This is a genomic window from Acetobacter estunensis (assembly GCF_019083805.1).
GTDB lineage: Bacteria > Pseudomonadota > Alphaproteobacteria > Acetobacterales > Acetobacteraceae > Acetobacter > Acetobacter estunensis_A.
The window spans coordinates 268,986-291,584 of the sequence record NZ_JAHRDV010000001.1 but is presented as its reverse complement, the minus strand read 5'-3'; the positions used below and the strand labels follow the sequence as shown (position 1 = coordinate 291,584).

Here is a 22,599-nt window from a genome sequence, read left to right as displayed (position 1 = left end):
CTTCCTGTCCCCCCGTCATTCAGCCTCGGGAGCGGCCTTCTTCTTCGCCGGAGACTTGCGGGCTGCGGGCTTCTTGGCAGCCGTGGTTTTCTTTGCTGGTGTCTTACGCGGTGCCGCTTTCTTCGTAGGCTTCTCCTCATCTCCCTCCGCTGCAACCTTCTTGGAAGACGCTTTTTTCGTCGTCGCCTTCTTCTTGGTGGCCGCTTTACCCTTTGCCTTGAGCGGCTTGCCCTTCTCGGCCAGCAGCGCGAGCGCGCCGTCGAGTGTCACATCGTCCATGCTCTCGCCGCGCGGCAGGTTGGCCACCACCTGACCGTGCTGCACATACGGTCCGAACCGCCCCTTGCGCACCATCACCGGCTCACCATCCTTGGGATGCGCCCCCAGCGTGCGGATGGAGGCCATCTTCTTGGCCAGAGCATCAACTGCGCGGTTCAGGCCCACGGTCAGAACGTCGTCGTCCTTATCTAGGGAGCCGTAAATCGCTCCCATCTTCACATACGGCCCGAAACGTCCGAGACCGGCCTCGATCGGCTCCTTGAACTCAGGGTGAATGCCCACGATGCGCGGCAGGCTGAGCAGCCCCACGGCTTGATCCAGCGTCAAACTCTCAGCGGTGAGACCACGCGGCAGGGAGGCTCGCTTGGGTTTGGCTTTCTTGTCCTCAGGGTTGGGTTCTCCCTGCTGAACATAAAGCCCCCACGGCCCACGCTTGAGTGTGATGTCCTCGCCCGTCACCGGATGCTGGCCCAACAGCTTCATGCCATCCTTGAGGCCATCCGCGCCATCGCCCTCTCCGCCTTCGACGGCCAGTTTGCGGGTGTACTGGCACTCCGGATAGTTCGAACAACCGATAAACGCGCCAAACCGCCCAAGCTTCAGCCCGAGCCGACCGGTGCCGCAGGACGTACACCGACGCGGATCGGAGCCGTCATCGGTCGGCGGGAAGAAGTGCGAACCGAGATCCTGATCCAGCGCGTCGATCACCTCCGTGATCGTCAGATCCTTTGTCTGCGCGACAGCAGCCGAGAATGCCTGCCAGAACGCGCTCATCACCGCGCGCCAGTCGGCCCGGCCACCCGAGATGTCATCGAGCTGTTCTTCAAGGCCGGCCGTAAACTGCGTGTCCACATAGCGCTCGAAGAACGAGACGAGGAACGCCGTCACCAGTCGCCCGCGATCCTCGGGAACGAAACGCCGACTCTCGAGCCGCACGTAATTGCGATCCCGCAGCACACCGAGAATGGAGGCATAGGTGGAAGGACGACCGATGCCGATCTCTTCCATCTTCTTGACGAGCGAAGCTTCAGAATAACGCGGCGGCGGCTGGGTGAAATGCTGCTCCGTGTCCACTTTCTCGCGCTTGAGCGGGTCGCGCTCGTTCATCGGCGGCAACATGCGGCTCTCATCGTCCGCTGCCTTGTCGGTTTCGTCACGCCCCTCAGAATAGAGCTTGAGAAAACCGTCGAATGCGATGATCGAGCCATTGGCTCGCAGCACGGTGCGACCCGGCTGATCGGCGACATCGACCGCCACCTGATCCAGTTCCGCCGACTGCATCTGACTGGCCACTGCGCGCTTCCACACCAGTTCATAAAGCCGACGCTGATCGTCCGTCAGATGGCGCGCAACAGACGCGGGCGTGCGGCTGACATCCGTAGGCCGGATCGCTTCATGCGCTTCCTGTGCGTTCTTGGCTTTGGTGGTGTAGATTCGCGGCTGCGGCGGCACGTAATTCGCACCGAAATCCTTACCGATGTGACGGCGGATATCGGTAATCGCCTCTCCCGCCATCGTGACGCCATCGGTTCGCATATAGGTGATGAGACCGACTGTCTCGCCACCCAAATCGATACCTTCGTAAAGCTGCTGCGCCGTACGCATCGTGTTCTGCGCGCCCATGCCCAGCTTGCGCGAAGCTTCCTGCTGCATGGTGGACGTCGTGAACGGTGGCGGCGGATTGCGCTTGACCTTCTTGCGCTCGACCGACTTGACCGCGAACGTACCGCCGAGCACGGCGTCGCGGGCGGCGTGCGCCCGTTCCTCATTGTTCAGGTCGAACTGATCAAGCTTCTTGCCGTCCAGATGCGTCAGACGTGCAGTAAAAGGCGCGTTGCTTGGCGTCAGGAACGTCGCGGTGACAGTCCAGTATTCACGCGGCTTGAAAACCTCAATCTCGGCTTCCCGCTCACAGATCAGGCGCAGCGCCACCGACTGCACGCGCCCCGCGCTCTTCGAGCCGGGCAGCTTGCGCCACAGCACCGGCGAGAGCGTGAAGCCCACCAGGTAGTCCAGCGCACGACGGGCGAGATACGCCTCGATCAGCGGCATATCGAGATCGCGCGGGTGCGCCATCGCCTCGCGGATCGCGCCCTTGGTGATCTCATTGAAGGTGACACGCCGGACTTCGACGCCCTTGAGCGCCTTCTTCTCTTCCAGCATGGCGCGGACATGCCACGAGATCGCCTCACCTTCACGATCCGGGTCAGTGGCGAGGTAGAGCGTATGTGCGCCCTTGAGCGCCTTTATTATGGCCGCTACCTGCTTCTGGCCACGCTCGTCGGACTGCCACTTCATGGCGAATCCCTCGTCGGGCAGCACGGAACCATCCTTGGGGGGCAGGTCACGCACATGCCCGAAGGAGGCCAGCACGGTGTAGCCATCACCAAGGTACTTGTTGATCGTTTTTGCCTTGGCAGGCGACTCAACCACGACGACGTCAGTCATGTTCTCTCCGGGCCCGCGTCGATCCGAAGCGTACGATCACTCCATTTCGGCAGGCAGCAACTGGACAACGGCTCCTCCGGGCAGCATCTCCACCCGGCCGGCAAGCTCCAGCTCGGTCAACACCGCAAGAACCGCCGAGACCGAGAACTGGCAGCGCCGAACCAGATCGTCAACCGGCACAGGTGTGAAGGACAGCAGCTCCTTCATTCGTGTCCGCACGATTTCCACGTCCTGCGCCGCCAAGCTGGGCGGTCCCCGCCATGCCGCCTGCTCCTCGGAAAAACCCTTTCCGAACAGATACCCTCCCGTCGTTTCAAGCCGAAGATAGGGCACAATATCGCTGATGTCCTCCACCAGATGCGCGTGCTTGCGCAACAGGTCATTGCTGCCCCGGCATCGCGGATCGAGCGGCGATCCCGGAACAGCAAACACAGCCCGACTGTAGCGATCCGCCAACTCCGCCGTGATGAGACTGCCCGAACGCAGCGCGGCTTCAACCACCACCGTGCCAAGTGTCAGCCCTGCGATCAGCCGGTTGCGACGGGGAAAATGCCGCGCCTGCGGCTGGGTGCCCAAAGGCGCTTCCGTGACGATGACACCCTTTCGGGCAATCAGCTCCTGCAGAGACGCGTGCTCAGGCGGATACACCACATCCAGACCACCCGCGATGGCCGCCACCGTGCTGCCCCACTGAGGAAAATCACCATGCAGCGCCCCCTTGTGCGCGGCACCATCAATCCCACGGGCAAGCCCCGAGACAACCGTGATTCCGGCATGAGACAATTCGGTCGCCAGACTTTCGGCCAGACGCATCCCTGCCGCTGAAGCGTTTCGCGCCCCCACCATGCCAATGCTGCGCTCAGCGTTCAGGCACGCCACATTGCCAAGCACGGAAATAATGGGGGGCGAATCCGGAACTTCCGCCAGAAGCGCGGGATAATCCGGGTCATGCAGCGTGAGTATCCGGCCACCGAGAGCCTGCGTTGCCTCGATCTCGCGCAGGATATCGGCCTCGTCCGCTATTTTCAGCGGCCCTTTCCGGCCACCACGCCGAGCCCGTTCCGGCACGGCGTCCAGCGCGCGCTCCGGACAACCATGCTCGGCCATCAGCCGCCGCCACGTCACCGGTCCGACATTCTCTGTGCGGGCCAGACGCAGCAGCGCTGGCAGATCAGGATTCACGCGAGACCTGTCTTGCGCGCGGTAATCATTTACCGGACTGCCCGATCCGCGGCTCGGTGCCCTTCAGAAGCCGCGCAATATTGGCGCCATGCCGAAGAATGACGACCAACGCGATGAACAGGCCCGCCAGAGGTTTCTGAGACTGAGTGAAGGAGTGCCCATACAGAAAGAACAGCATCAGCGGCATGCACGCGAACGCCAGCAACGCCCCGGCGGACGAAATACGCGTGATCTTTGCACCGACCAGCCAGATCAGGCAGCAGGCCAGCCCCACTACAGGGGACATCGCCAGCACCACACCCAGACCCGTCGCCACACCTTTGCCGCCGCGAAACCCCAGCCATACTGGATAACAGTGGCCCATTACCGCGAAAATCGCTGCGACCGCCATGGCTCGGTCGCCCAGTTCCGGTGGCGTCATCACCCACGCCACCAGCACCGCGAACGCGCCTTTGAAGCCGTCTAGAAACAGCGTCAACGCCGCAAGTTTCTTGTTGCCCGTGCGCAGAACATTGGTCGCGCCAATATTGCCAGACCCGATCTGGCGAATATCGCCCTGACCGGAAAGCGCTGTCAGCACCAGCCCGAACGGCACGCTGCCAAGAAGGTAGGACAGGAAAGCAACACCGATCAGCAGCGTGACGGGCGATTCGATCAGATTCACGCCACGCCTCCGAACACGCGCCGCCCACGCTTCCACGTCCCGAGCACCTTGCCTTCCAGCGCGCGACCATCGAACGGTGTGTTCTGCGCATGACCGGGCAGTTCGCCCGCCACCACACGCCACGCGCGATCGGGCTCGAATAGGCAAAGGTCCGCAGCCGCCCCCTTTGCCAGCGTCCCCACCCCTTTCACACCCAGCAACACGGCCGGACGGCAGGTGAGATAGGCCAGAGCGTCCAGTAGTGACAGCGTGCCATCGTGATAGCGTGTGAGCGTGACGCCCAGCAGCGTAGCCAGCCCCGTACCACCGGCCGAAGCCTGAGCAAAAGGCAGACGCTTGTCGTCGGCGTCACGCGGCGCATGATCGGACGCGATGGCATCGATGGTGCCATCCGCCAGTGCCGCACAGATCGCCAAGCGGTCTTCCTCACGACGTAGCGGCGGAGAGAACTTGGCGTAGGTACGGAAGTCTCCGATCGCGGTCTCGTTCAGATCGAAATACTGCGGTGCCGTGTCGCAGGTGATGCGCAGACCGCGCGCCTTGGCCTGTCGGATCAGTTCCACGCCCTCACCCGTCGAGACATGGCCGAAATGCAGTCGTCCACCCGTCATCTCGGCAATACGGACATCGCGCGCGATCATGATCGCTTCTGCCGCCGTCGGAATGGCGGGCAGGCCCAGACGCAGCGCAAGCTGCCCTTCCGTGGCGCAACCGGACCCGGCCAGCGTCGGCTCTTCGGGATGCTGCACGACCATCGCGTCAAACGCGGAAGCATAGGTCAGAGCCTGTTTCATCAACCGTGCGGTCTCAATCGCCCGTGAGCCGTCTGTGAACGCCACAGCGCCCGCTTCCGCCAGCAGGCCGATCTCCGCCAGTTCACCGCCCTGACAACCCTTGGTCAGCGCGCCATAGGGCAGGATCGAAACATGTTCTGGCTCTTCACCGCGCCAGCGCAGCATCCGTACCATGGCCGGATCGTCGATGGCGGGAGAACCGGTGGGAAGAACGGCCACCGTTGTCACGCCGCCAGCAAAGGCCGCACGGGAAGCGGACTTCACGGTCTCACGATATTCGTGCCCCGGTTCACCGATCTCAACGCGCATGTCCACAAGGCCGGGACACAGCACAGCGCCCTGCCCATCCACAACGTGGACACCCTCTGGCGTGCCTTCGGCTTCGGGCAGATCATGCCCCGCAATAACGCCGTCACGCACCAGCAAACGACCCGGCCGGTCCAGTTTGGTCGCCGGATCGATCAGGCGCACGTTCTCGAAAAGAATGTCCGCGCTCATGATCGGCTGCTCCGCTTGCTGCGCGAAAGAAGGTCCAGCACCGCCATGCGGACGGCCACGCCCATTTCGACCTGCTCACGGATCACGCTCTGATCGGAATCCGCAATCTGGCTATCGATCTCCACACCGCGATTCATCGGCCCCGGATGCATCACCAATGCGCCGGGCTTCGCCAGTTCAAGACGGCGGCGATCAAGGCCGTAGAAACGGAAATATTCACGTGCGCTGGGCACAAGACCGCCCGACATGCGCTCGCGTTGCAGACGCAGCATCATCACCACATCGACGTCGCGCAGACCGTCCTCCATGCGGTGATGCACCTCCACTCCAAGGCTTGCGAGAGAGCGCGGCACCAGCGTCGGCGGCCCGACCACGCGCACGCGGCAGGCCATGGAGGTCAGAAGATGGATATTGGAGCGGGCCACGCGCGAATGGGCCACGTCACCGCAGATCGCGACTGTCAGTCCCTCGATCCGCCCGAGATGACGACGGATGGTGAGCGCATCGAGCAGCGCCTGCGTGGGATGCTCGTGCGTGCCATCACCCGCATTAATGACGGACGCATCCACCTTCTGCGCCAGCAACGCGGGCGCACCGGACTGCGCATGGCGCACCACCAGAAGATCGGTCCGCATGGCGTTCAGTGTGGCGGCCGTGTCGAGCAGGGTCTCGCCTTTGTTCACGGAGGACTGGGCGACCGACATGTTCACCACGTCCGCGCCAAGCCGCTTGCCCGCAAGTTCAAAAGACGTGCGCGTGCGCGTGCTGTCCTCAAAGAACAGATTGATGATAGTCCGCCCACGCAGAAGGTCGCGCGGCGTCTTGCGCGAGCGGTTCATCAGGACATAGCTCTCCGCGAGATCGAGGATCGGCTCGATCCGGGAGGGGTGCATGCCCTGAATCCCGAGAAGATGGCGGTCCGAGGGACCGAAGAAACGGGAGCCCCCGGACTGCCCTTCAGCCATTCTGAACGGCTCCTATCCGCGCCAGAACCTCATCGCGTCCCAAAGCCGCCACGGTCGCATCGATACCGGGCGATGTCGTTGTGCCGCACAGGGCCGCGCGAAGAGGCTGCGCCACTTTACCTAGCTTCAGCTCATGCTTTTCCGCGAACACACGTAGCGCCGCATCCACATGCTCGGCGTCGAACGGATCGACCACAGCAAGATCACGCGCCAGTTCACCCAGCATGGCGCGGTTCTCAGGTGTGAGCTGCTTCTCGGCCTTGGCATCGAAGGACAGCGGCACCTGCCGTCCAAGGAACGCAGCGTTGTCGGCCAGTTCCACCAGCGTGCGGGCGCGCTCTTTCAGACCCGGCATCAGCGCACGGACGCGGGCACGGGTGATCTCGCCCGTATCCACGCCTTCGCGTCCATTGAGGCGTTCCATCACGTCATTGGTCAGACGGTCATCGTCCGCCTCACGCAGATAGACGGCATTGACGTGCTCAAGCTTGGTGTAATCCATCCGCGAGGCCGAACGCCCGACGCCCGAGAGATCGAACAGACGGATCTGCTCATCACGCGAGAGAATCTCGGCATCGCCATGGCCCCAGCCAAGACGCAGCAGATAGTTGCACAACGCTTCCGGCAGATAGCCCATTTCGCGGAACTCCACGACGGACTGCGCGCCATGGCGCTTGGAGAGCTTCGCGCCATCGGGACCATGGATGAGCGGCAGATGCGCGAAACGCGGAGCCTCCCAGCCCATCGCGCGGTAGATCATGAGCTGACGGAAGGTGTTGGTCAGGTGATCGTCGCCACGGATCACATGCGTGATCTCCATGTCGTGATCGTCCACCACCACGGCGTGCTGATAGGTCGGCGTGCCGTCGGAGCGCAGGATGATCATGTCATCCAGCTCTGCGTTGGCCACACGGACTTCACCCTGCACCAGATCCTCAATCACCGCCTCGCCTTCACGCGGGGCCTTGATGCGAATGGCATAAGGCGCGCCAGCGGGCGCTTCGGATGGATCGCGATCACGCCACATGCCGTTATAACGCGGCGGGCGGCCTTCAGCCTGCGCCGTCTCGCGCATCTCTTTCAGTTCTTCGGGGGTACAGAAGCACTTATAGGCCTTGCCCTCGGCCAGAAGCTGAAGGGCGACCTCACGATGACGCTCTTCCCGCGCGGACTGGAAAACGGGTTCTCCGTCCCAGGTGAGACCCATCCATTTCAGGCCGTCAAAGATCACGTCCACCGCTTTTTGCGTGGAGCGTTCCTTGTCCGTGTCCTCGATGCGCAGGACGAATTGTCCGCCACAATGGCGCGCATAGAGGAAATTGAAGAGGGCGGCCCGAGCGTTGCCGATATGCAGCAAGCCGGTCGGAGAAGGGGCAAAGCGCGTACGAACGGTCATGGACGGCTCCATATCACGGAGCCCGAAGGGCTGCCATGGGGAAGGAGATGAGGCAGGATTTCGATCCTGACACAACACGAAAACGTCCGCCCCCAAAGTTAAGGGCGGACGCTCAAGCAAACTCGGATGCTGTGAGAGTGGCTTACTCTGCCGCGACAGTCCGGGAGCGACCGAAGGCGAACACCGAACAGGCGCACACTACGACAATATTCACTACCAGCGCGATCAGCCCCGTGGACACCAGCATGGAATGCTCACCCATACCCAGCGCATGCACCGGCTTGAGACCATCCGCCCAGCACATGCTCAGCCCCACGATGTTGCCAACCACCCATCCCGCCAGCATGGCCGCCGATGAGAAACGCACCTTGAGCAACCCAAGGATCAGCGCCGGGAAAGTCTGTAGAATGATGACACCCCCAAGAAGCTGAAGATCGATGGCGAATTTCGCGTTGAGAAACAGCACGCACAAAAGTGCGCCCAGCTTCACACCGAAGGCCGCGATCTGAGACGTCCGCACCGATTCCAACCGCTTGGGCAGGATGTTATGCGTGAGCAGATTGGCCGCACCGATGGCCATGACCGCCGCAGGCACCAGCGCGCCGATGGCAATCGCCGCGAACGCGAAACCCGCAAACCAGTCCGGGAACAGCTTGAGAAAGAGATACGGCACGACCATCGAGCTGACTTTCGTGTCGATCCCCGCCACATGCGCCATCATGCCCAGCATGGCGATCAGGCCCAGCACGATCGTGTAGATCGGCAGAAACACCGCGTTCTGTTTCACCGTATCGGCGGACTTGGCGGCAAGAATGCCCGTCAACGTGTGCGGATAAAGGAACGCCGCGAGTGCCGAGGATAGAGCCAGAGTGGCATATGGCACCATCTGACCGGACGGCAGCACATGCGTGGCGTCGGGCAGAGGCACGAAGCTGTCCATGACCTCGAACATATGGCCATAGCCGCCAAGATGCATCGGGATCAGTGTCACAGCGGCGATGACGGCGATGTAGATCATCACGTCCTTGATAAAGGCCGTGAGCGCCGGGGCATGCAGACCACCAAGCCATGTGTAGGCTGCGAGCGAGAAGAACGCGATGATGAGCGGAGCATCGCCGGGCAGGCCGAGCGCCTGCACCACCGTGCGGATGCCGATCAGCTGAAGCGCGATATAGGGCATGACCGCAATCAGCCCCGAAAACGCCACCGCCAGTTCAAGCGTGCGGCTGCTGAACCGCGCGCGGATGATGTCCGCCGCCGTCGCATGACCGCCCTCATTGGCGATTTTCCATAGCTTGGGCATCACCAGAAAAATGAACGGATAGACGATGATGGTGTAGGGCAGCGCAAAGAAGCCGTAAGCCCCCACAGCATAGACCAGCGCTGGCACGGCGATGACGGTATAGGCCGTGTAGAAGTCACCGCCCACAAGGAACCACGTCACCCACGCACCGAAGCCGCGGCCGCCAAGACCCCAGTCCTCGGTGCCGTGATGCGCGTCCGCACTCTTTTTGGCGCTGCTGGAAAACCATTTTTTCCAGTGCGTGACCGTCGTGCCCGCGACGATCGTCACGCCGAAAAAGAGAACGAAGACAACCAGCGCCACCGTATCGGCCGAAGGAACGCCGTTCATGACTGCGCTCCTTTCTTCCAGGCCAGCCAGATCAACACCGACGTCACCGGCACCCAAGCGAACTGGTACCAGTAGAAGAACGGGAAGCCCAGCAGCACGGGCGTGCGGAAATTATAGAACGGCACCCACAGCAGGCCGACGAACGGCGCCAGCAGCAACACGTTGAAGATTTTCATGTAGCGCCCAGTTTTTATTATTTTGGTTTGGCGGACAGCTCCAGAGTGTGAAATGACCACACCGAAGTCAACAACACATGAGCGGGAGGAATGAGTCTGATGTCATTTTCGCCACAGTACAGCCCCGCCACCGATCACACCCGTCTAGGTGATCTGTTCTACGACGTCGTGGAGCCCGCCCGGTTCCCGCAGCACATCCTGCGCTATCGCAACCAGCGCGCCGCCGCGTCCGTGGGATTGGACACGCTGACAGATGAGGAATGGATCGAGCATTTCGGACGGTTCTCTCCCCTTCCCGGCTCGCTCCCTCATCCGCTGGCCCTGCGCTATCACGGCCACCAGTTCCGCCAGTACAACCCTGACCTAGGGGATGGGCGCGGCTTCCTGTTCGCACAACTGCGTGACACGAGCGGACGGCTGCTCGACCTTGGCACCAAAGGCAGCGGCCGCACCCCATGGTCACGCGGCGGTGACGGGCGGCTGACCCTCAAGGGCGGCGTCCGGGAAGTTCTCGCGGCGTCCATGCTGGAAGCTCTGGGCGCGGACACTTCCCGTGCCTTCAGCCTGATCGAGACGGGCGAAAAACTGGACCGACACGATGAACCCTCTCCCACCCGCTCGGCCGTTTTGGTCCGACTCGGGCATTCCCATATCCGCATCGGCACATTTCAGCGCCTCGCCGCCCATGCGGAGACAGCGGCCATCGGCAGGCTCATCACCTATGTTCTGGAAACCTATTATCCCGAACTGACCGTGCCGGAAGGCGACAGCGGGGCGCTCATGCTGTTCGAGGCGGTGTGCGAACGAGTGGCGCGCACCGGAGCGCAATGGATGGCCGCAGGCTTCGTCCACGGCGTTCTGAACACAGACAACATTGCCATCACGGGCGAGAGTTTCGATTACGGTCCATGGCGTTTCCTTCCGCGCTTCGAGCCGGGTTTCACCGCCGCCTATTTCGATCATCAGGGTCTTTACGCCTATGGCCGCCAGCCAGCGGCACTGGGATGGAATCTCGCCCGACTTGCGGAATGTCTGCTCGAATTCGCGCCCCATGCCGGATTGACGGAGATTCTTTCGCGTTTTCCAGCCCGTTACGAAGCGGAACTCGACGCGGCATGGATACGGCGACTGGGCGTTGCTCCGTGCGATGAACACTCCGATCGCACTCTGCGGCAGGCTGTCACATTGTTCATGGAGGAAAGCGGCATCCCCTTCGATGCGCTGCCGTTCGACTGGTTCGGCGGCGGCGCAAGCACGGAACGGGTAGCGGCCAGCCCGCGTGCGCCTTTTTACCAGCGTTCGGATTTTGCCCCCGTTCGGACAGTCCTCGAAAAGCGCACCCCTGCCGCAGGTGTCACGCTGGATCATCGCTATTTTGCCGGGAATACGCCCTGCACCATGCTGATCGACACAGTGGAATCCCTATGGACGCAACTGGCCGAGCACGACGACTGGGGCACATTGGAGGCGAAACTCGCCCAGATCGACGAGATGGCCGTCGCTCTTGGAAACCGCTCGCCTGCCCCATCTTCGCCCTGAAGCCGTCATCACTTCGCCTCCGCAGCCCGGGATTCAGACAGGAAATCTTTGCTTTCCGCCATTATTGACAGGCTTCGGGGCCGTTCCTGACCTTCAAGGAACGGGCGGTTCAGGCTATGGTCGCGCATCGCGGCCCGCGCCGCACTCCCCGAACACGAAACCGTAACGTCAGGACCAGTTACTTGGCGCGTCTCAGCCGCTTCCTTCCCGACACCCTGTCCTCTCCCGACACCCGCTCCACTCTGCGACGACGGGGAGATGAGCTTGGGGGCATCCTTCTGTGGATATTCGCGCTCACCTTCCTTCTCGCCTTCGGGAGCTACAACCCTCTCGATCCATCGCCTGACGTGTCCACGTCACGGGCCGCCACCAACCTTCTGGGGGCGCCCGGCGCATGGGTCGCGGATGTGCTGATTCAGGGGATTGGCCTCGCGACGGGTCTGCTGGTCATAGCGCTGGTGGCGTGGGGGTGGCGCATTTTCCGCCATCGCGGATTGAGCGTGTTCGTTCTGCGCGCGGTCGCGCTGATCTGCCTGCTGCTCGTCGCGGCGGCACTGTTGGCGGCCGTTCCCATCCTCGTCACGGCCATCCATCCGCCCGCATGGCCGTCCGACGCCGGGATCGGTGGTGGTATCGGCGCCAGTATCGCGCGGGAAGCCGTAGCGGCTGGCATGTCGGCCATCGGGCCGGCAGGCGGCGTCATCATCTGGGTTCTGGGGCTGATTCTGGCCCTGCTTCTCGGCGCCCTCGCCTTCGGTCTCGATCGCCGGGAATGGCATGTGATCGGCCGCACGACCGGACGCGGCCTGCTCATCGTCGGACGCCAGCCCGGACGTCTCGCCCGCATCATCATCGCGCGTCAGCGGCGCGGTCTGCCATCCGATGGCAGCACTGCGACCACGCCGCAAAATTACGAACCCGCCTCCGACAACGCATTCTCCAGCCCGGTCGCTGCGATCCGGCGCTCATGGATTCCACGCAGGGCGAAAGCTCCGGCTTCTCCGCAGCCCCCTATAGCCACCCGTCGCTATGAGGCTCCTGTCGCGCCTGCGAACATGTCGCCCATGCACCCCAATCCGCAGCCCACGGGACAGGAAGTGGCCCTGTCCGCTCCTTCTCCCCAGTCGCTGCCGGCAAATCGACCAATGGGGCGTCGCCCCTCACACTCCGGACAGGAAGAAGAAGACAAGCCCGTTATTTCCCTGCCGGGACCAGCACCCGATCAACCCGTGCGCGCCATGACCGCGATGGACACGGCACCTGCTTCCTCTGCGGTGCCATCGCGAGTGGAGCCGACACCGGAACCCGAGCCAGCCGCGCAGGTTCATCTCGCACCGCAGAGCGATCCTGCCCCCCACCCGCTGCAGGACACCGTGCCGCCCCACGCGCCTCGCGAACCTGTGGCCGACACCGGTCGCAAATCCTTTCTTTCGCGGCTTTTCCCCGGCAAGGACGAAAGCGCTGCTTCCGGCAAAGGAAATGCCAGCGCCCGGGCGGATGCGTCCGGCAATGGGCAGGGGTGGGTTTTGCCCCCCATCTCTCTTTTACGCGCACCGCCGCCTTCGCGCGCCGAGCAGATGCCCACGCGCGAACTGCTGGAAGCCAATGCCCGTCTTCTTGAGACGGTTCTGGCCGATTTCGGCGTGCAGGGACGCATCGTGGACCTTCACCCCGGTCCCGTCGTGACACTGTATGAACTGGAACCGGCGCCCGGCATCCGCTCCGCGCGGGTGATCGGGCTTGCCGATGACATCGCGCGCTCACTCTCTGTGCTCAGCGTGCGCATCGCCACTGTGCCCGGCCGCAACGTAATCGGCATCGAAGTGCCGAACGCCACGCGCCAGACGGTCTATCTTTCGGAACTGTTCAACCAGCCGGAATGGATCAACACCACAGGCAAGCTTGAACTGGCTCTCGGCAAGGACATCGCGGGCGAGGCCGTGTTCAGCGATCTGGCCCGTATGCCGCATCTGCTCGTAGCCGGCACCACAGGCTCGGGTAAGTCGGTGGGCATCAACGCCATGATTCTCTCGCTGCTCTTCCGTCATTCGCCGGATGAGTGCCGCCTGATCATGATCGATCCGAAGGTGCTGGAGCTTTCGATCTATGACGGCATCCCACATCTGCTGACGCCGGTGGTGACGGAACCCAACAAGGCCGTGACCGCCCTCAAATGGGTCGTGCGTGAGATGGACCGTCGCTATCGCGCGATGGCCCATCTTCAGGTGCGTAACATTGGCGGCTACAACGAACGCGCCGCACAGGTGCGCGAGCGCGGCGAGGAAATCACCCGCCGCGTCCAGACCGGCTACGATCCCGAAACCGGCAACCCGATCTTCGAGGAGCAGTCTCTCACGCTGGAGCCGCTGCCCTACATCGTCGTCATCATCGATGAGATGGCCGACCTGATGATGATGGCAGGCAAGGAAATCGACGCCGCTGTCCAGCGTCTGGCTCAGAAAGCGCGTGCGGCAGGCATTCACGTCATTATGGCCACCCAGCGCCCATCGGTGGATGTCATCACCGGCACCATCAAAGCCAACTTCCCTACACGTATTTCCTTTCAGGTCATCAGCAAGTTCGACAGCCGCACCATCCTTGGCGAACAGGGAGCGGAACAACTTCTGGGTCAGGGCGACATGCTGTTCATGCAGGGCGGTGGGCGCATCACCCGTGTCCACGGTCCCTTCGTGGCGGACGCGGAGGTGGAAGCCGTCACCGAGTTCCTGCGTGAACAGGGTGAACCGATCTATGACGAAGACGTCATTTCCGAACGTGAGGAAGAAGGTCCCGGTGCTGCTTTCGACACGGGAAGCGGCGATGGGGATTCGAGCCTCTACGACAAGGCCGTGGCCATCGTCATCCGAGAGGGCAAAGCCTCGACCTCTTTCGTGCAGCGCAACCTCTCCATTGGTTACAACCGCGCCGCTAAGCTGATCGAACAGATGGAGAAAAGCGGCATCGTCAGCGCCGCCGATCATGTGGGACGCCGCAAGATCCTCATCGGACGCGGTGCGGGAGAGGAATAGACGGGCATGAAACCCCGCTTCCCCCGCGCTCAGCCGAAAGAGAGGGTTGTGCCCTCCGGTGCCATCCTCCCCTTCCCCATCCTGTTTTCAAGCCCGCAGGCGCTTGTCATCGACAAACCCGCCGGATTGCCCGTGCATCCGGGACCGCGAGACGGTCCAAGCGTAGAGGACTGGTTTCCGCTCATGAGTCGCCGTCGGGACGGACCTTGGCTGGCACACCGACTGGACACGGACACCGCAGGCTGCCTCGCCATCGCCCTGCGCAAACAGACGCTGCTCGCGATGCAAACGTGCTTTGCCTCCGGTCAGGCGCGCAAGACGTACTGGGCTGTGGTGGAAGGCGTGCCGGATGAGAGCGGCGAAATCGACCAGCCACTGCGCAAGGTCAGTTCCCCGACCTCAGGCTGGAAAATGGAATTACACCCTTCCGGACAGGCCGCCCGCACAAGCTGGCGGCGGCTGGGAACGGATGGGCATATCTCATGGCTGGAGCTGACCCTGCACACCGGCCGCACCCATCAAGCCCGAGTGCACTGCGCGGCTCTCGGCACACCGATTCTGGGCGACCCGGTTTATGGAACCCGCACGCCCGACCTCAGCATGCTGCATCTTTTCAGCCGTCGGCTCGAACTGCCTCTGGCGGTTCCGATCGCAGCGACGGCTTCTCCACCTGCTCACATGCTGACGGCGCTGGCACGCTGCGGCTTCAGGGAAACACTGCAGCCTCAGAACGGAAGCCTTCTGGCTCCCTCCTGACAACTGCCGGGCGTCAGTTGCTGACGCCGTGCCAGGACTTGCCCTGGAATTTGTATTCTACATGCAGCTCTTCGATCACTTCCGAGAACACGTGGTTGTCGTAGGTAATCATGGAAGGAAGCGCGCGGGTGCGGTTGAAGTCCGCGTGGAAGGTGCGATTCAGGCCACGCTCAAAGGGGCCGGGACCGGTCTTGTAGGGAATGTACAGGCTGGGGAACAGGTAGCAGTTGCGGTACAGCGACAGCAGCACATCCCCCAAGATCGGACTGTTGGCCACGGAGCCGAAGAAATCGTTATGCACCACGCAATCATGCGTGAGCAGGAACACATGCGAATGATGCTGTGAGAGACGCCCGAAGAACACCTCTTCCGAACGAATGCGGATATCTGCGTCCAGCCACCAGCCACCCAGCGCCTGAATCACATGCACGCGCAGGAAATCTGCTGCTTCCGCCGGATGGCGCATCCCCATGAAAAGGTTCCGTGCCTCGACGCCATACACCTCGTAAAGCCACTGGGCGGCCTCGGCCTGATTGAAGGTCTTGACCTCCAGCCCCTTGAGAGAGCGGTGATATTCGAAATTGCGCTCAACCTCTTCGGGGGTCTCGTTATCCCAGTACATGTAGATTTTGCGTGGGATTAACGCGCTCGGCACGCGGACGTCCGCCACGCCATTGTGCATCTGCTCCTGATAGAGGCGGTTCACCACCTCCAGATAGAGCCGGTCGCACTCCTCGCCCGTATGGAACTCATCGTAGCAGTTACCCATCATGCGGGTCGCCTTGACGAGATCGCCCGTATTCCATGCGGTGCGAATGCCCGCGATGTAGTTGTAGAGGGGAATGGACAGTCCCTTAAGCGCTTCCATGTCCTCATCGCTCAGCGGCAGGCCCGCCTTGAGCTGGCAGAGCAGACTGACATGCAAGAGGATATGAGCGCCGGGATGCTGATCGGGCGACTTCGAATGAAGTTCATAGCCGATATGATAAACGCGCGCCGCTTCCGCCACACAGCGGTCGGTGTGCAGGATGTTGGCGAGATGAAACGCCGCCTCCACCGTCCCACAACCATGCTCATTGTAATAAGCTATGGCGCGCTCGTTATTTGCGAGATCGGAGGGGCTCAGTTGCGGTGACTGCACCGTGTCGGACATTCCATTCTCTCCGAAGTCGCTATGTTTTCACGTTTTCTCTACCAAATCCTGCCGTCATGACAACCTGCCATCTGACAGGATAGCCGGTGGAACGTAACTCTTAACAAAACGTCCGCCTGCCGCCATCGTGCGCCACGTTCAAGAAGGATGGGAGAAAGAGATGGCCAGCCCCCCGAAAGTTCTGGTCCGCGGCGCAGGTGTCGCCGGGCTGGTGACGGCCGTTACTCTCGCACTCCGGGGCGCGAAGGTCACGCTTATCGAGTCGGGGCCAAAAGTGGGATCGGGGGCGTCATGGATGGCGGGCGGAATGCTCACCCCATGGTGCGAGGCCGAATCCGCTCCTGCCGAAGTCACAGAACGCTCCGTCGATTCGCTCGGCTGGTGGCAGGCCAACGTGCCCGATGTGCAGGCTAATGGCAGCCTTGTTCTGGCCCCTCCCCGTGACACGGCGGAGATTGCCCGCTTTGGGCGACGCACCAGTCATTTCGAGACCATCGGTCCAGACGAGATTGCCAGACTGGAACCCGACCTCCAAGGACGGTTCGCCAAAGCCCTCTTCTTCCCCACGGAAGGCCACCTGGACCCACGCGAAGCTCTCCCAGCCCTCGCCAGCCGCCTCGTTGCCCTTGGTGGCATGCTGCTGACCGACAGTCTCGCTCCGCCGGATGAGAGTTTCGATTGGGATGTGGACTGCACCGGCCTCAACGCCCGCGCGCACCTCGACCATCTCCGTGGCGTGCGGGGAGAGATGATCCTGCTCCGCTGCGCTGACGTGACGCTTCATCGCCCTGTCCGCCTGCTGCATCCCCGTATTCCCATCTACATCGTCCCGCGCAGGAACCATCTCTTCATGGTGGGCGCCACAATGATCGAGAGCGAGAACGATGGTCCCATGACCCTGCGTTCCATGAGTGAACTTCTGAACGCCGCGTGGGTTCTTCATCCGGGCTTTGCGGAAGCCGAAATCCTTGACATGGGAACCGGGCTACGGCCGTCCTATCCCGACAACATGCCGCTCGTCACACAGGAAGGACGCCACATCTTCGTTAACGGCATGTATCGACATGGCTATCTGCTCTCGCCTTGGCTGGCCCAGCAGGTGGAACACATCGTCTTTGCGTGACATGCCTCCAGCTTGCGTCCCGGCCACGAACACCCCAAGTGTGGCGGGAACCAACCCAATCCTTCAAAGGGCGATGAGGTCAGCATGAACATTGTGGTCAATGACGAACCCAAGGTCGTGGCCGCCCGCACGCTCGCGACGCTGATCGGTGAACTCGGTCTGGCCGATGCTCGGATTGCAACGGCTGTGGATGGTGCATTCGTCCCCGCCTCCGGACGGGAGAATCTGGCACTGACGGACGGCATGAAGATCGAGATCGTGGCGCCAAGGCAGGGAGGCTGATCCTTCGATGCTCTTTTATGGCGTCTCGCTCGCCTCTCCCCTGATGCTGGGCACCGCCCAGTATCCTTCCCCAGAGATTCTGGCTTCCGCCGTGCGGGAGGCGCAGGCGGGCGTCATCACGGTCTCGCTTCGCCGCGAATCGGCCGGACAGAAAGCCGGGCAGGCATTCTGGTCTCTCATCCGCGAACTGAACGTGCCTGTTTTGCCCAACACGGCCGGCTGCCACACCGTCAAAGAAGCCGTAACGACGGCGCATATGGCGCGCGAAGTCTTCGAGACGGACTGGATCAAACTCGAAGTGATCGGGGATTCCGACACGCTTCAGCCAGATGTGTTCGGACTGGTGGAAGCGGCTCGCATTCTCTCGGAAGATGGGTTCAAGGTTTTTCCCTACACCACGGAAGATCTCGTCGTGGCCGAAAGGCTTCTGGCGGCGGGATGCGAAGTGCTGATGCCATGGGGGGCACCCATCGGCTCGGGACGCGGCCTGAACAACGTCTTCGGACTGCGGACTTTGCGTGCTCATTTTCCCGAGGTTCCGCTGGTGGTCGATGCGGGTATCGGTGTGCCCTCTCACGCCGCACAAGCTATGGAACTGGGCTATGACGCGGTGCTCATCAACACCGCCGTTGCCAAAGCCGGTGATCCGGCGGTCATGGCGCGGGCTTTCCGTCTGGCCGTGGAGGCCGGAAAGGCCGCCTTCGAAGCCGATCCGATGGAAGCGCGCGACATGGCCGCCCCCTCAACACCTCTTCTTGGAAGGCCCATGCTGGCATGACCACTTCCCGCCATTTGCCGCAACGTATCTACCCGGTTGTCGATCGCGCATCCTGGATTGACCGTCTTGGAAAGGCGGGCGCGCGCTTCATCCAGCTTCGCATCAAGGACAAAGCGGGCCCCGAATTGCTGGAAGAAATCCGCGAAGGGCTGAAAGCTGCGAAGACGCATGATGTCACGCTCGTCATCAATGATTTCTGGCGCGAAGCGCTCGAATGTGGCGCGACACATGTTCATCTCGGTCAGGAAGATCTCGATACGGCGGACATGAAGGCTCTGCGTGCGGCCGGGATTGGCGTGGGAATCAGCACTCATGATGTGCCTGAACTGGAACGCGCCCTCTCCTTCGCTCCGTGGTACGTAGCGCTTGGGCCGATCTGGCCCACAACGACCAAGGAAATGGCGTTCGGTCCGCAAGGAACGCAGCGTCTGACCGAATGGCGCGAGCGCATTGGTCCCGACATGCCGCTGGTGGCCATTGGCGGCATCACGCTGGAGCGTGCCCCCGCGTGTCTCACGGCTGGGGCCGATTCCGTTTCCGCCATTTCGGACTTCATCCGCCACGCCGATCCCGAAGGACAGGTCCGGAAATGGCTTGCTGCGACCCATTCCTGAACTTTTTGTTCCGGATTTAAATCTTCTTCAATCGCTGTCACCGATCATCCAATGCAGGTGATCGGATCGGGGTTCGGTGTCGGCAGTCCATGTCATTTCGAGAGCAGCACGGCTGTTGGCTGCCTTATGTATCGGCTACACCGTAACGGGAGACCTGCGGGTCGCGCGTGCGGAAGGTGCATTCAACACTCACGATCTCACCATCCTTGGAGAAACGCTGCATTTCATCGTGCCGCCACCTTCCGGCGTGGTTAAGGTCGCTATTGCCTTCGACCCCAATGTGCCCCAGTCCCGTCAGGAAGCGGAGCAGATCAAGGAGGCTTTTGGCGGAGACCTCTCGATTGCGGGGATGTCTCTTCAGCCTTTTTCCGTCAGTTTGTCCGCTCTCGAAGCCACACCTTTCGCTGTCGTCATCGCGACCGAGGGCACAGGAACCGCCATTCTTCAGCATGCCGTCGTCACCCATCACGCTGTGTGCGTGACCGGGCATCTCAGCGATGTGACGAATGGCACCTGCCAGATTTATCTGACGTCCCAACCCAGCGTGGACATCCGTCTCAATGAGGCCGCAACGGAAGCGGCTGACGTGCATTTCGCAACCGCTTTCCGCATCATGGTCCACACCCTCTGATTAGCTCCCACGCAGGCGATGACGCACTTCCTGTGCCGTTGCGGCAATGACACGATCCACACTGTCTACGATGCGGACATTGAGCCCGAACCCGCCACCGTTGCGTGGGTGCATGTAGAGCGTCCGGCAGATTTCCAATTGGATGGCCTGCATGCCTTCTCGGGGACGACCGTAATGCGTGGTGATGTACCCCCCCGCAAACGGATGATTACGTGCCACCTGAAACTTCTGCTCCCGCAAGACTGCAGCAATGACACGAGACATTTCCCGGTCGCAGGACGTTCCGTAACGATCCCCGATCACACAATCGGCACGCGATCCCTCCACACCGGGGGGCATGGAGTGAACATCCAGCAGGACACAAAAGCCGTAACGCTGCCTTTTGCTTTCAATAAGTTCGGAAAGCGTCTCATGATAGGGCCGCCAAAAACGCTGCAAGCGCTCGGTGACCTCTTCCATCGATAGTCGTGTCGCATAGAGCAACTGCCCTCCCGACACGACGCCAGGCACACTTCCCAGCCCCGCCAACCCACGAGACGTCGGCGCACATCCTGATTTGGACACATCACTGATCATGCGCGGGTCGATGTCCATACACGCCCGGTTCACATCGCAGACCACGCGAGGAAAGTTGGCGTGCAGCAGCGTCGCACCATGAGATGGCGCTGACGCCACCAAGGTATCGACGTGAAAATCTTCACTCGTCCGCAGAACATTTAGAGGAAGACGACACCGCTCAAGAAAAGCCGCTTCATAATCCCGCCCGGAATGAGGAGAGGACACAATGAGAGGCAGATCGCGGTCTGCAGGAGGCGACACGACAGAAACCGCCGATCGTCCTCCCCTTTCCACACTTTGGGCATCAGTAGAAAATGCTGGTTCTACGCCCTGCGCAGAAAGAATCGTCTCGCTCATGAATGCAGGATACACATCCTGCATCAAATGGGCTTGCACTCTCCAAAAAGCCGCTGTAGAAGCCACCTCACCGAGCAGATGGGCGCATAGCTCAGCGGTAGAGCACTACCTTGACATGGTAGGGGTCACAGGTTCAATCCCTGTTGCGCCCACCATCTGCTCGTTTTTATTCCCTAAAATTAAATAATGCCTCAAATAGAATTCTATCGATCCTTACTGCTGTTGTCTTGCGCGCGCTTCCCTTGGCACGAACCGACATGATGCGCAGCGGCATGATCCGTGCAAAATCTGTTCCGTCCTTTATGTTCCCCCTCGCGATAAGCGCGACTCCGCCGCAAATCCGCACGCCCCTTTCCACAAAGGTGGCCCTCCGTTTTTCGGCCAGAGGCGCAAGCTATAATCCGACCCAAAAGAGGGCGGACTTCTGGGCAAGGTTACGCGGAAACGGTATTCGGTGAGTTCAAATTGTGCATCGCGTTGGAGGCGATCCGGGGTGAGCAGGCGCTAGCGGAACTGGCGTCGAAGCACTGCGTGCATCAGACGATGGTTGCCCAATGGAAGCGCTAGGCGATCAAGGGTATGGCGAGAATGGGCTTGCGGGCGATCTGCTGGAAGCCGCGCATGACCGCGCCACACCCGGAGCATCGGAAATATCCGTATCTTTTGCAGGAACTGGTCATCAACCGGTCCAACTAAATGTGATGTTCCGACATCATTATATATCCCGATACGGAAGGGCTTTCTCTATCTGGTGGCGGTCATGGGTTGGCCCGTGTGCGAGGTGCTGTCCTGACGTCGTTTCAGGATTTCAGTGAACCGGAGCGTCGGGAATTGTGCTTCCTGGTCCGTATTGAAAATCTCCGGGGTGCTGTAGCGCACCCACGCATCCCAGAACACCTCGACACAGAACTCCGTATCCATCGTGTTGTTCGACAGACGTCAGGACAGCACCTCGCACACGGGCCAACCCATGACCGCCACCAGATAGAGAAAGCCCTTCCGTATCGGGATATATAATGATGTCGGAACATCACATTTAGTTGGACCGGTTGATGACCAGTTCCTGCAAAAGATACGGATATTTCCGATGCTCCGGGTGTGGCGCGGTCATGCGCGGCTTCCAGCAGATCGCCCGCAAGCCCATTCTCGCCATACCCTTGATCGCCTAGCGCTTCCATTGGGCAACCATCGTCTGATGCACGCAGTGCTTCGACGCCAGTTCCGCTAGCGCCTGCTCACCCCGGATCGCCTCCAACGCGATGCACAATTTGAACTCACCGAATACCGTTTCCGCGTAACCTTGCCCAGAAGTCCGCCCTCTTTTGGGTCGGATTATAGCTTGCGCCTCTGGCCGAAAAACGGAGGGCCACCTTTGTGGAAAGGGGCGTGCGGATTTGCGGCGGAGTCGCGCTTATCGCGAGGGGGAACATAAAGGACGGAACAGATTTTGCACGGATCATGCCGCTGCGCATCATGTCGGTTCGTGCCAAGGGAAGCGCGCGCAAGACAACAGCAGTAAGGATCGATAGAATTCTATTTGAGGCATTATTTAATTTTAGGGAATAAAAACGAGCAGATGGTGGGCGCAACAGGGATTGAACCTGTGACCCCTACCATGTCAAGGTAGTGCTCTACCGCTGAGCTATGCGCCCATCTGCTCGGTGAGGTGGCTTCTACAGCGGCTTTTTGGAGAGTGCAAGCCCATTTGATGCAGGATGTGTATCCTGCATTCATGAGCGAGACG

General features: G+C 61.3%; 18 protein-coding genes, 2 tRNA genes and 1 pseudogene. 9 read left to right on the top strand and 12 right to left on the bottom strand.

Features of this window, described 5'->3' with window-relative positions; translation table 11 throughout:
- Positions 1-15: 15 nt before the first annotated feature.
- From topA to KUA11_RS01465, 8 genes are all read right to left on the bottom strand, one after another.
- Positions 16-2,727, bottom strand: coding sequence for a type I DNA topoisomerase (gene topA / locus KUA11_RS01500; RefSeq protein WP_217408853.1), 2,712 nt, complete (start codon positions 2,725-2,727; stop codon positions 16-18).
- A gap of 36 nt (positions 2,728-2,763) precedes the next feature.
- Positions 2,764-3,909, bottom strand: coding sequence for a DNA-processing protein DprA (dprA, locus tag KUA11_RS01495; RefSeq protein ID WP_368040902.1), 1,146 nt, complete (start codon positions 3,907-3,909; stop codon positions 2,764-2,766).
- Between the two features lie 25 nt (positions 3,910-3,934).
- Positions 3,935-4,573 (bottom strand): glycerol-3-phosphate 1-O-acyltransferase PlsY, encoded by a 639-nt coding sequence (gene plsY / locus KUA11_RS01490; protein ID WP_217408854.1) that lies wholly within the window; start codon positions 4,571-4,573, stop codon positions 3,935-3,937.
- The gene (locus KUA11_RS01485) at positions 4,570-5,865 is read right to left on the bottom strand and encodes a dihydroorotase (protein ID WP_217408855.1); all 1,296 of its coding nucleotides are present in this window, start codon (positions 5,863-5,865) and stop codon (positions 4,570-4,572) included. The genes plsY and KUA11_RS01485 overlap by 4 nt, the downstream gene beginning before the upstream one ends.
- A complete protein-coding gene (locus tag KUA11_RS01480) occupies positions 5,862-6,830 on the bottom strand; it encodes an aspartate carbamoyltransferase catalytic subunit (RefSeq protein WP_217408856.1) in 969 nt (322 codons plus the stop codon). Before KUA11_RS01480 ends, KUA11_RS01485 begins: the two co-directional genes overlap by 4 nt.
- Positions 6,823-8,226, bottom strand: a complete 1,404-nt coding sequence (gene gltX / locus KUA11_RS01475; protein WP_217408857.1) for a glutamate--tRNA ligase — start codon at positions 8,224-8,226, stop codon at positions 6,823-6,825. The genes KUA11_RS01480 and gltX overlap by 8 nt, the downstream gene beginning before the upstream one ends.
- A 142-nt stretch (positions 8,227-8,368) precedes the next feature.
- Positions 8,369-9,859 (bottom strand): sodium:solute symporter family protein, encoded by a 1,491-nt coding sequence (locus KUA11_RS01470; RefSeq protein ID WP_217408858.1) that lies wholly within the window; start codon positions 9,857-9,859, stop codon positions 8,369-8,371.
- Positions 9,856-10,035: a DUF3311 domain-containing protein gene (locus tag KUA11_RS01465; RefSeq protein ID WP_166313363.1), complete on the bottom strand. Its 180-nt coding sequence runs from the start codon at positions 10,033-10,035 to the stop codon at positions 9,856-9,858. The genes KUA11_RS01470 and KUA11_RS01465 overlap by 4 nt, the downstream gene beginning before the upstream one ends.
- 99 nt (positions 10,036-10,134) lie before the next feature.
- On the opposite strand from KUA11_RS01465, the gene KUA11_RS01460 reads away from it, so the two are divergent.
- The 3 genes from KUA11_RS01460 to KUA11_RS01450 all read left to right on the top strand — a co-directional run bounded on the left by KUA11_RS01460 (position 10,135) and on the right by KUA11_RS01450 (position 15,359).
- A complete protein-coding gene (locus KUA11_RS01460; protein WP_217408859.1) occupies positions 10,135-11,574 on the top strand; it encodes a protein adenylyltransferase SelO in 1,440 nt (479 codons plus the stop codon).
- 182 nt (positions 11,575-11,756) lie between these two features.
- Positions 11,757-14,603, top strand: a complete 2,847-nt coding sequence (locus KUA11_RS01455) for a DNA translocase FtsK (RefSeq protein ID WP_217408860.1) — start codon at positions 11,757-11,759, stop codon at positions 14,601-14,603.
- Positions 14,604-14,609: 6 nt separating this feature from the next.
- The gene (locus KUA11_RS01450; RefSeq protein WP_217408861.1) at positions 14,610-15,359 is read left to right on the top strand and encodes an RluA family pseudouridine synthase; all 750 of its coding nucleotides are present in this window, start codon (positions 14,610-14,612) and stop codon (positions 15,357-15,359) included.
- 13 nt (positions 15,360-15,372) lie between these two features.
- On the opposite strand, the gene KUA11_RS01445 is transcribed toward KUA11_RS01450, so the two are convergent.
- Positions 15,373-16,512, bottom strand: coding sequence for a glycosyltransferase family 32 protein (locus KUA11_RS01445; RefSeq protein ID WP_217408862.1), 1,140 nt, complete (start codon positions 16,510-16,512; stop codon positions 15,373-15,375).
- Between the two features lie 160 nt (positions 16,513-16,672).
- On the opposite strand from KUA11_RS01445, the gene thiO reads away from it, so the two are divergent.
- From thiO to KUA11_RS01420, 5 genes are all read left to right on the top strand, one after another.
- A complete protein-coding gene (gene thiO, locus KUA11_RS01440; RefSeq protein WP_217408863.1) occupies positions 16,673-17,635 on the top strand; it encodes a glycine oxidase ThiO in 963 nt (320 codons plus the stop codon).
- Between the two features lie 84 nt (positions 17,636-17,719).
- Positions 17,720-17,917: a sulfur carrier protein ThiS gene (gene thiS / locus KUA11_RS01435; protein WP_166313357.1), complete on the top strand. Its 198-nt coding sequence runs from the start codon at positions 17,720-17,722 to the stop codon at positions 17,915-17,917.
- A gap of 7 nt (positions 17,918-17,924) precedes the next feature.
- The gene (locus KUA11_RS01430) at positions 17,925-18,695 is read left to right on the top strand and encodes a thiazole synthase (protein ID WP_217408864.1); all 771 of its coding nucleotides are present in this window, start codon (positions 17,925-17,927) and stop codon (positions 18,693-18,695) included.
- Entirely contained in the window at positions 18,692-19,309 is a 618-nt protein-coding gene (locus KUA11_RS01425; RefSeq protein WP_217408865.1) for a thiamine phosphate synthase, read from the top strand. Before KUA11_RS01430 ends, KUA11_RS01425 begins: the two co-directional genes overlap by 4 nt.
- Positions 19,310-19,424: 115 nt before the next feature.
- Positions 19,425-19,940, top strand: coding sequence for a hypothetical protein (locus KUA11_RS01420; RefSeq protein ID WP_217408866.1), 516 nt, complete (start codon positions 19,425-19,427; stop codon positions 19,938-19,940).
- Here KUA11_RS01420 and KUA11_RS01415 read toward each other — a convergent pair whose 3' ends face one another.
- Entirely contained in the window at positions 19,941-20,759 is an 819-nt protein-coding gene (locus KUA11_RS01415; protein ID WP_217408867.1) for an N-formylglutamate amidohydrolase, read from the bottom strand. It lies immediately after the preceding gene.
- A gap of 176 nt (positions 20,760-20,935) precedes the next feature.
- Between KUA11_RS01415 and KUA11_RS01410 the strand changes: the two genes are divergently transcribed.
- Positions 20,936-21,010 (top strand) — tRNA-Val (locus KUA11_RS01410).
- 610 nt (positions 21,011-21,620) lie between these two features.
- Here the strand turns inward: KUA11_RS01410 and KUA11_RS01400 are convergent.
- Both KUA11_RS01400 and KUA11_RS01395 read right to left on the bottom strand, forming a co-directional pair.
- Positions 21,621-22,163 (bottom strand): annotated as a pseudogene (locus tag KUA11_RS01400) (transposase); the annotation flags it as partial.
- A gap of 269 nt (positions 22,164-22,432) precedes the next feature.
- Positions 22,433-22,507 (bottom strand) — tRNA-Val (locus KUA11_RS01395).
- Positions 22,508-22,599: the final 92 nt, after the last annotated feature.